Genomic DNA, 8817 nt, shown 5'->3' with positions numbered 1-8817 from the left:
CCGGGTTCGAGCCCCGGTCGGGGCACCGCAGAATCACAACGACAAGCGCCTGCCCCGACGGTGATGGGATACGCATACTAGGCCCCCAACTGGACGCCGCGCATGACAGGCGAAAAATGCGCGGGCAGGTATCACGCACACCGCAATACGTGAGGGACAGAAACGTTACTGCTTTAAGGCTGCATCGAGGGCGTCTGACATGTCAGCACTGCCCGATGCGGCTCCTGCCACAATGTCAGCGGCCAGGCTGCGCACCCCCAGAGCGCGCACATCCGCATCGGCGGAATCAACCAGAGTCAGATCCGTTGCCAGCATCAACGCATCCAGTGACTGAGGTGACGACTCTTCCAGATGGCACCGGAACTCGCGCGTATCGTCCACGCCAGCGTTGAGGACAACTCGCGTGCGTTCCAACAATCGATCCACCGTGGCAGATGCGTCAGCGATCCCCTCGCCCTCCACCTGGAGGGCAGGAAGAGTCTGACCGACACAGTCCCATACGCGCACCGCATTGGACACGTCAGCATCTTCAGTGAAGTCGCGTTGATCGCTGTGCATGCCCTGGTCAGCGGGTGCCAGGTGCGCAAAGAGGACGGTGCCTGTGTCGACAGGCGCAACCTCCTGGGCATCCAAAATTCCCTGAGCCGCGCGCATCACGCCATCACGAGCAGACCCGCCCACAGAATCCCCGAAAGTCCGAGCCGCAATCCGGTTCGCCAGTGCCAGCACGCTTGATGCGCCCTCACCGTAATCAACGCCCACAACCGCACCGAGCGTGGTCGCATCCGCCAGGCGCGCCGCCGCGACCCTGGAAAATATGCGCGCATCGGCATCACTGAGCAGGGCAGGATCAGCGACGGATGACAAGTCGCGTACAGCACAGGCCGCCATCCAGGCGACGAATGCATCCGCTGCAACGGGAGCCTCAGCGATCGGATCGGGCAAGTCAGCGCCCTCAGGGGCACCATCAGGCCACGGATGCCACACGCCTCCCAGTGACTCGACTCGCTGCGCGGCACGGTCGGCCACATCGCGCCACGCCTTCTGGCACGGCTCACACTGTCCGGCCAGATCAGCGAGCTCGTTGGCGCGAGCGGCAATTGCCCAATCCGCGCGAACAGCACGATCGCGCACCAGCTGGGGCGCTGTCAGCTCAGGCAGTGAGCCCTGCGCCGATTCCAGGTGAACCCCGCAGCCCGTGAGTGTCACGGCGATGGCAGCTATCGCGGCGCTTGCGCACGTCGCCCTCGCCAAATGGTAAAACGAGTGGCGGTGCAGGCTGGAGGAAAACTTCACGGTGTCATCATCGCATGCGCATGTGGCTAAACTAGTGAATATTGGCGTGTCGTTCGGAAGGAAGAAGCTGTGGCACAACCCGCTCAGCCAGTAGATCAGGATCTGATCAGGCGCATACTGGAGCCCGTCGTCGCCACGTGCGGACTCATCATCGATCAGATCGAGGTCATCGGCCCCCAGACGCGTCCGATTGTGCGCATCAGCGTGGATTACGGTGAGGACACGCCTGCAGACTCCTACGAGTCAGTTGACTCCGACACACTCGCGCAGGTCTCACGAGCCATTTCCTTGGCGATGGATGAGGCCGACCCGATTGACAGTGAATACATTCTGGAAGTGTCCACACCGGGAGCCGAGCGTGAACTCACGCAGCCGCGGCACTGGCGCAGACAGATCGGACGGCTCATCCGCGTCAGGCTTCGCGACGGGAACACCGTTGAGGGGCGACTGTCCGAAGTGGCTGATCAGCAGGTCATTCTGGTGGTCGATGATGAGCCGGTTACCATTGAATATGACACGATCAAGAAGGCGCGTCCGCGCGTCGAGCTTGGCACGGGTAAGTCAGACAAGTGAGGGATCATGGAAATTGACATGACAGCGCTCCGAATGGTGGAGCAGGAAAAAGGTGTAGATCTCAATACTCTTGTGGACGCGATCGAAGAGGCGCTGCTCAAGGCGTATCACAACATCCCGGGCGCTATCCGCAAAGCTCGCATTGAGATCGACAAGCGTTCAGGGCGGGTCACCGTCATGGCGACCGAAGAAGACGACGACGGCAACCCGATCGGTGAATTCGATGACACCCCCTCCAACTTTGGGCGCATCGCACAGGCAACTGCGCGCTCGGTGATCATGCAGCGGCTGCGAGACGCCGACGACCAGAAAGTTCTGGGCGACTTCGCATCCAAGACCGGGCAGATCGTCACCGGCCTTGTCCAGCAGGCACGTGAACGCCACCTGACGCTGGTGAAACTATCGGACGACTTCGAGGCCGTGCTGCCGGATTCAGAAAAGGTTCCGGGCGAGGAATACCATCACAATGAGCGGATCCGCGCCTACGTCGTGTCGGTTGAACGCACCGAGCGTGGTGCGCGAATCGTCCTGTCACGAACCCACCCCGGCTTGGTGCTCGGCCTGTTCGAACGCGAGGTTCCTGAGATCCAGCAGGGTCTGGTGGAGATCAAGGCCGTTGCGCGCGAAGCGGGCCACCGCACGAAGATCGCCGTTGCAGCAACACGTGAAGGTGTCAACGCCAAGGGAGCATGCATTGGGCCGATGGGGTCGCGTGTGCGCTCGGTGATGACTGAGCTGGGTGGTGAAAAGATCGACATCGTTGACTGGTCGGCAGATCCTGCTCGTTTCGTGTCCAACGCGCTGTCTCCGGCGCGCGTGAGCCGAGTGGTCGTGCATTCGGTTGAAAATCACACCGCCACCGCCGTTGTGCCTGACTTCCAGCTCTCACTGGCAATCGGCAAAGAGGGACAAAACGCTCGACTGGCTGCGCGCCTGACAGGTTTCCACATTGATATTCACTCCGACATGGATGCGGACGGAAAGATGGAGGCGTCACGCTCATCGATGCCTGACATGCCCTATGGAGGTGACGAGGCTGCCAGCGTGTCAGATGTTAGCGGCACCGACGCATTCGACATCACTGCCGAGGACGAGGACGAGGACGACGTGACCAGTCGCTCACATACAGATTCCAATACGGACGCCGACCTCAGTTAGACTGGTTGGGCTGGACTAGTATGTGTGCGGTGGAGACGCATGACCATTCAGGCCCGATTCGCACATGTATTGGCTGCCGGCAGCGAGGCGCCCCCTCGAGCATGGTTCGAATGGTGGCGACTCACGACGGATCCGCACAGGTGGATCCAAAAGGCATCCTGCCAGGTCGTGGTGCGTGGATTCACGCACATGCGACATGCATGGAGAAGGCCCGCCGACGGCGAGCCCTCGAACATGCATTACGCCTGCCTCACACCGTGGGGGAGGACCAGTGGGATCACCTGATCGACACGATCACATTGTCAGCAACGCACCGTGCGTTGGACATCGAGTAATGGAAGCGGGTTGGAAGCTGATGGGCACCCGATGAGTACCCAGCGATGAGCTGCCAGCAAGAACGATAAGTCCCGTCTCCAGTTCGGAGACGGATCCGGACAGGAGAATTGTGGCAAAGTTGCGTGTACACGAGCTCGCCAAAGAGCTCGGCATTGCCAGCAAAGAACTCTTGGCGTACCTGCGCGATAGCGGAGAGTTCGTCAAGGCATCAAGCTCGGCTCTGGAACCGCCAGTGGTTCGAGCCGTGCGTGAACACTACGCCTCCCTTGCGCCTCAGGACACAGAAGAATCCGAGAAGGCGAAGGCACCCAAGAAAACAAGGAAAACGGCTGCGAAGACAACTACTGCGTCTCGTAAGTCGACCAGGAAGTCGTCCACTGCGTCCACACCTGCCGACCTGGCACAGCCAGAAAGCAGTGCGGCCAGTGATGATGCGCCGACCGGAAAGTCAGAAAAGAAACCGGCCAAGGCGCGAGCACCGAAGCCAGGACCGGTAGCGCACGCAGCTGACAAGAAGGCAGCTGCAGCGGCGAAACCGGGACCTCGCGATACTCAGGAATCAGGCGATGCTCACGCATCGGCACCGGTGTCGTCGGGAGAATCTGGTCCCAAGCCCGGCCCCCAATCCGCCAAGAAAGCATCGGCTTCAGATTCCAAGGCTCATGGCCGCCAGTCGGCACCGCGCCCAGGACCTCGTCCCGGCCCGCGCCCTGCTGGGCCACGCCCAGGCAACAATCCCTTCGCATCCACGCAAGGTATGCCTCGACCTGGTGGAACACGCGGTGGCCAGCGCACCAACAGGCCCGGTGGCCGCGGCACACAAGGTGGCGCTGCGCACACGAACCGCTCCGGCGGTGGCGAGCACCGCGGTGAACGCCCGAACCGTTCACGCGGCGGCAACCATCCAAACCCGATGATGATGCCCGATCAGGCACGGTTCGCCAAGCCTGACCGCCCGTCACGTGGCGGACGTGGACGTTCCAACAATTCACGTCACAACAGCCCAGGAGTCGGCGCACACGCAGGTGCATTTGCGCCCCCGAGCGGTGGCCGTCCCCGTGGCGGTCGCGGTGGTCGCGGCTCCACACCGGGCGCATTCGGCCGTGGAAGCGGCTCGCGTCGCGGACGCAAGTCCAAGCGTGCAAGGCGGCAGGAATACGAAGAGCAGAGTGCACCGACAATCGGCGGCGTGAAGATTCCTCGCGGAAATGGCCAGGAGATTCGCATCCGTCAGGGCGCGTCCCTGGCTGATCTTGCCGAAAAGATCGACGTCAATCCGGCAGCATTGGTGACTGTTCTGTTCCACCTCGGTGAAATGGCAACGGCCACGCAGTCACTGGATCAGGACACCTTTGAAACACTGGGCGACGAACTGGGCTACAACGTCAAGGTCGTTTCCCCAGAAGACGAGGATCGCGAACTGCTTGAGTCCTTCGATATCGACCTTGAGGCCGAAGAACTTGATGATGAAGAGCATCTCAAGCCGCGCCCACCGGTCGTCACCGTCATGGGTCACGTCGACCACGGTAAGACGAAGCTGCTGGACGCCATCCGGCACACCGACGTCGTCGACACCGAACACGGTGGCATCACCCAGCACATCGGCGCCTACCAGGTCACGGTGGATATGGAGGGCAAGGACCGCCCCATCACATTCATCGACACGCCTGGTCACGAAGCCTTCACCGCTATGCGTGCCCGTGGCGCCAAGGTGACGGACATTGCGATCCTGGTGGTCGCAGCCGATGACGGCGTCATGCCGCAGACCGTTGAAGCGATCAACCATGCGCAGGCAGCGGACGTGCCGATCGTTGTGGCCGTCAACAAGGTGGATAAGGAAGATGCCAATCCGGATAAGATCCGCTCCCAGCTCACCGAATACAACCTTGTGGCTGAAGAATATGGCGGCGACGTCATGTTCGTGGACGTGTCCGCCAAGCAGCGCACCGGCATCAGTGACCTGCTCGAAGCAGTCCTCCTGACAGCGGATGCCGCACTTGACCTGGAGGCAAACCCTGACACCGAGGCGCGAGGCGTCGCCATTGAAGCGAACCTTGACCGTGGTCGTGGTGCGGTTGCCACCATGCTGGTCCAGCGTGGAACGCTGCGCGTGGGAGACGCCCTCGTTGTGGGATCCGCCTCCGGACGCGTGCGCGCCATGTTCGACGAGTATGGCAAGGATGTGCAGGAAGCCGGTCCGTCACGACCGGTGCAGGTGATCGGCCTGACATCAGTTCCACGGGCAGGCGACTCCTTCCTTGTGGCATCCGATGACCGCACCGCCCGCCAGATCGCTGACAAGCGAGAAGCTGCCGAGCGCGCAGCACTGCTGGCCAAGCGTCGCAAGCGCGTCACCCTCGAAGACTTCGATAAGGTTCTCAAGGAAGGTGAAGTTGACACCCTCAACCTTGTCATCAAGGGTGACGTGTCCGGTGCCGTTGAGGCTCTGGAAGATTCCTTGCTGCGTATCGACGTGGGCGACGAAGTTGCCCTGCGGATCATCCACCGCGGCGTCGGAGCCATTACGCAAAACGATGTCAACCTGGCCACCGTCGATAACGCGGTCATCATCGGCTTTAACGTGCGTCCGGCTGAGCGCGTGGCTGAAATGGCCGACGCGGAAGGCGTGGAGATCAAGTACTACTCGGTCATCTACGCAGCCATCGACGATATCGAAGCGGCCCTGAAGGGCATGCTCAAGCCGATTTATGAAGAGGTCGCGCTGGGCACGGCTGAGATCCGCCAGGTCTTCCGCTCCGGCAAGTTCGGTAACATCGCAGGCTCCATTGTTCGTGACGGCATCATTCGCCGCGGCTCGAAGGCCCGCCTGGTTCGCGACGGTGTCGTGGTTGCTCCCGATTTGGAGATCGCGTCGCTGCGCCGCGAAAAGGACGATGTCACCGAGGTTCGCGAAGGCTACGAATGCGGTATCACCCTGGGCTTCAAGGACATTGCCGAGGGCGACATCATCGAAACGTGGGAAATGAAGGAAAAGGCTCGCGACTAGTTCGCACTGTGTTTCCTGTCCCATTGACGAGGGTGACCCATCCACTATGTGAGGGTGGGGCACCCTCGTTTTACGTATGACGTGCAGCTGATGGTATGGTGAGGGGGCACGGGAGCCCGGACAGGCGGGCTGAGAGGGAAAATTCTCCGACCGTTATACCTGAACCAGATCATGCTGGCGTAGGAACGCGGTTTAGTCGTGCGCATTGGTGAGCACGAGGAGCCGCAAATGAATCGAGACGAACAACTCGACATCATTAACAATGTGTGGCCACTGATCTCAGATCAGGATGTGGCGGCGCTGGAAGAGCGCCTGGTGGATATGCCGCATCTGGCGGGTGCTTCTGCCCAGTGCCCGCAGGTCCTCACTCACTCGGCGCGTCCAATGGCCTCGGCGTGTATCGCCCAGCTGGCATGTGGAACACGCGTCTTCATCAAACGCTATGCGCCCCACCTGATCAGCGAATACGACCTGTGTGTCAAACATGACTATGTGAACCGGCTCGCCGCAGGCGCCTTCCCGACGCCGCGCTTCTTCACCTTCGATACCGGCAGAACATGTCTGACGATGGGCGGATGGGTCTGGGAAGTGAGCGAATGCGCGCCGGGTGAAGACCGTTACCGTACGACGACCAGCTGGATGCCGCCGTGCACACGCGAAGAGAGCGTGGAAATCGGCCGAGTGGCGGGGCAGCTTCGTCGCGCCTCTGAAAAGATTCCAGCAGTGGTCGCACCGCCCAATCCTTACCAGTCGCGCATGGACCTCATGCTGGGTGATCCGTTTGACCGTCTTGAAGCCTGGTGCGAAGCGCACCCCATCGTTGCCAACTATGTGTCCAGAACCGGCCGTGACCTGGCTGGTGACCTGGCAGTTGTCGCTCCTTTTGCGCGGGCCCTTGAGCCGCTGCGGGAGCGCCCTCGTTACTGGACACACGGGGACCTGCACGTGTCCAACACGATGTGGAAGGACACCAGGCAGGGTCCCGTCATCACCAGTGTCTTTGATTTTGGGCTGGCATACGCCAACCCGTCGCTGTTCGATCTGGCACAGCTCATTGAACGTCACGCGATCGACTGGCTGACCATCACTGAAGGTATCGAAAATGCGTGGCGTCCCCAGGTGGTGCGCGACCTTCTGGACGGGTATGTCAGTCAGTACCCACTGATGCGCGAGGAGGCTCGCATGCTCGCGCCGATGGTGGCAGTGTCGAACACCGAGTTCGAACTTGCTGTTATCGAGTATGACCAGCGTGCCCCGATACCGGGGCGTACGTCGGATTGGGCGTACACGATCGGGATGGATGCTCATCACCGGTGGTTCACCACTGAATCCGGCACTCAATTTATCCGCACAGTTACCCAACTAGCAATCGAGAGATCATGAAAACAACCAGGCTTTTGCCCCTCCTCCTCAGCGTCGCCATGCTGGGCGCATGCTCATCAGGCGGATCGTCGGATATGTCCTCAGCTGACCAGTCAGGCGCCGACGCCACCGGCCAGTCGGCTTCGCAGGCCTCTGGACAGATGCGTGATGTGTCCGTCATCTTGGACTGGACACCGAACACGAATCACACTGGACTGTTCGTCGCCCAGGAAAAAGGCTACTTCGCGGACGCCGGATTGAATGTGGACATCATGGGCTTCTCCAAGTCAGGTGTTGACGCTGTTCTCAGCGCGAAGGGCGCTGATTTTGGAATCTCGGGAGCAGATGCACTGGCATCGGCTCACGCCGCCAACCTCGGGCTGACGATGGTGCTGAATATTCAGCAAAAGTCCTCCTATGGCGTGGGAGTTCTGGAAGATTCGGGGATCACCCGTCCAAAAGATCTGGACGGCAAGACAATTGCTGACTACTCGGGCGATTCGGCCCATATCTCCACCCAGATGATGATTCAGCACGATGGCGGAACAGGCGAATTTGACCGCGTCATTGTGGGCGCGCAGGCAATGGCGGCTCTGGAATCAGGCCAGGCGGATTTTGCTGAGGTTCTCAGCACGTGGGAGGCAATTGAGGCAGAACTGTCGGGCACCAAGCTGCACATGTTCCAGCCCGCCGACTATGACGTTCCCACCACTCCGGCAATGATCGGCATTTCGACGCGCAACGACTTGATCGAATCGGATCCCGACCTTGTCCGCGCCTTCGTGCAGGCAGCACAAAAGGGCTACGAGTTCGCCAAGGATAACCCCGATGAAGCGGCGAAAATTCTGGTCGATGCCAACCCACAGGCCAAACTTGATCCCGAACTGGTCACTCGCAGCCAGGAAATACTCTCCACACAGTATTGGCCTGATTCAAAGGGTGGTGTGGGCTTTGCCGACATTGATCGCTGGAACACCTACCTGGCATTCATTGTCGAGCAGGGCCTCGTGTATGACGAGAAGGGGACTGCGGTCACCGAACCGATCGCAGCTGACGACATCGTCACCAATGAGTTCGTGAAGTAA

General features: G+C 60.6%; 7 protein-coding genes and 1 riboswitch. Of the genes, 6 read left to right on the top strand and 1 reads right to left on the bottom strand.

Annotated features, from left to right (window positions below; all coding sequences use genetic code 11):
* Positions 1 to 165: 165 nt before the first annotated feature.
* A complete protein-coding gene (locus HMPREF2975_RS04310) occupies positions 166 to 1296 on the bottom strand; it encodes a hypothetical protein (RefSeq protein ID WP_070725959.1) in 1131 nt (376 codons plus the stop codon).
* Between the two features lie 69 nt (positions 1297 to 1365).
* Here HMPREF2975_RS04310 and rimP point away from each other — a divergent pair, with 69 nt between their 5' ends.
* The 6 genes from rimP to HMPREF2975_RS04280 all read left to right on the top strand — a co-directional run bounded on the left by rimP (position 1366) and on the right by HMPREF2975_RS04280 (position 8817).
* Positions 1366 to 1869 carry a ribosome maturation factor RimP gene (gene rimP, locus HMPREF2975_RS04305; RefSeq protein ID WP_227469213.1) on the top strand — a complete coding sequence of 168 codons (504 nt, stop codon included), beginning with the start codon at positions 1366 to 1368 and terminating at the stop codon, positions 1867 to 1869.
* A 6-nt stretch (positions 1870 to 1875) separates the two neighbouring features.
* Positions 1876 to 3027, top strand: coding sequence for a transcription termination factor NusA (nusA, locus tag HMPREF2975_RS04300; protein WP_083314393.1), 1152 nt, complete (start codon positions 1876 to 1878; stop codon positions 3025 to 3027).
* A 20-nt stretch (positions 3028 to 3047) separates the two neighbouring features.
* A complete protein-coding gene (locus tag HMPREF2975_RS04295) occupies positions 3048 to 3362 on the top strand; it encodes a YlxR family protein (protein WP_074026152.1) in 315 nt (104 codons plus the stop codon).
* Positions 3363 to 3472: 110 nt separating this feature from the next.
* On the top strand, positions 3473 to 6370 hold the full coding sequence (gene infB, locus HMPREF2975_RS04290) for a translation initiation factor IF-2 (RefSeq protein ID WP_193599982.1): 2898 nt from the start codon (positions 3473 to 3475) through the stop codon (positions 6368 to 6370).
* A 98-nt stretch (positions 6371 to 6468) separates the two neighbouring features.
* Positions 6469 to 6574, top strand: a riboswitch (TPP riboswitch).
* Between the two features lie 24 nt (positions 6575 to 6598).
* A complete protein-coding gene (locus HMPREF2975_RS04285) occupies positions 6599 to 7753 on the top strand; it encodes a phosphotransferase enzyme family protein (protein WP_058236412.1) in 1155 nt (384 codons plus the stop codon).
* Positions 7750 to 8817 carry an ABC transporter substrate-binding protein gene (locus HMPREF2975_RS04280; protein ID WP_083314392.1) on the top strand — a complete coding sequence of 356 codons (1068 nt, stop codon included), beginning with the start codon at positions 7750 to 7752 and terminating at the stop codon, positions 8815 to 8817. The genes HMPREF2975_RS04285 and HMPREF2975_RS04280 overlap by 4 nt, the downstream gene beginning before the upstream one ends.

Origin of the sequence: Actinomyces sp. HMSC065F12 (assembly GCF_001814535.1) — a bacterium.
GTDB lineage: Bacteria > Actinomycetota > Actinomycetes > Actinomycetales > Actinomycetaceae > Pauljensenia > Pauljensenia radingae_A.
The sequence above is the reverse complement of the archived record's forward strand: the minus strand, read 5'-3'. Positions and strand labels throughout refer to the sequence as shown.

Coding starts and splice junctions, on each gene's coding strand:
- nusA (WP_083314393.1), top strand. CDS start 1,876: ATGGAAATTGACATGACAGCGCTCCGAATGGTGGAGCAGGAAAAAGGT.
- HMPREF2975_RS04295 (WP_074026152.1), top strand. CDS start 3,048: ATGTGTGCGGTGGAGACGCATGACCATTCAGGCCCGATTCGCACATGT.
- HMPREF2975_RS04285 (WP_058236412.1), top strand. CDS start 6,599: ATGAATCGAGACGAACAACTCGACATCATTAACAATGTGTGGCCACTG.
- HMPREF2975_RS04280 (WP_083314392.1), top strand. CDS start 7,750: ATGAAAACAACCAGGCTTTTGCCCCTCCTCCTCAGCGTCGCCATGCTG.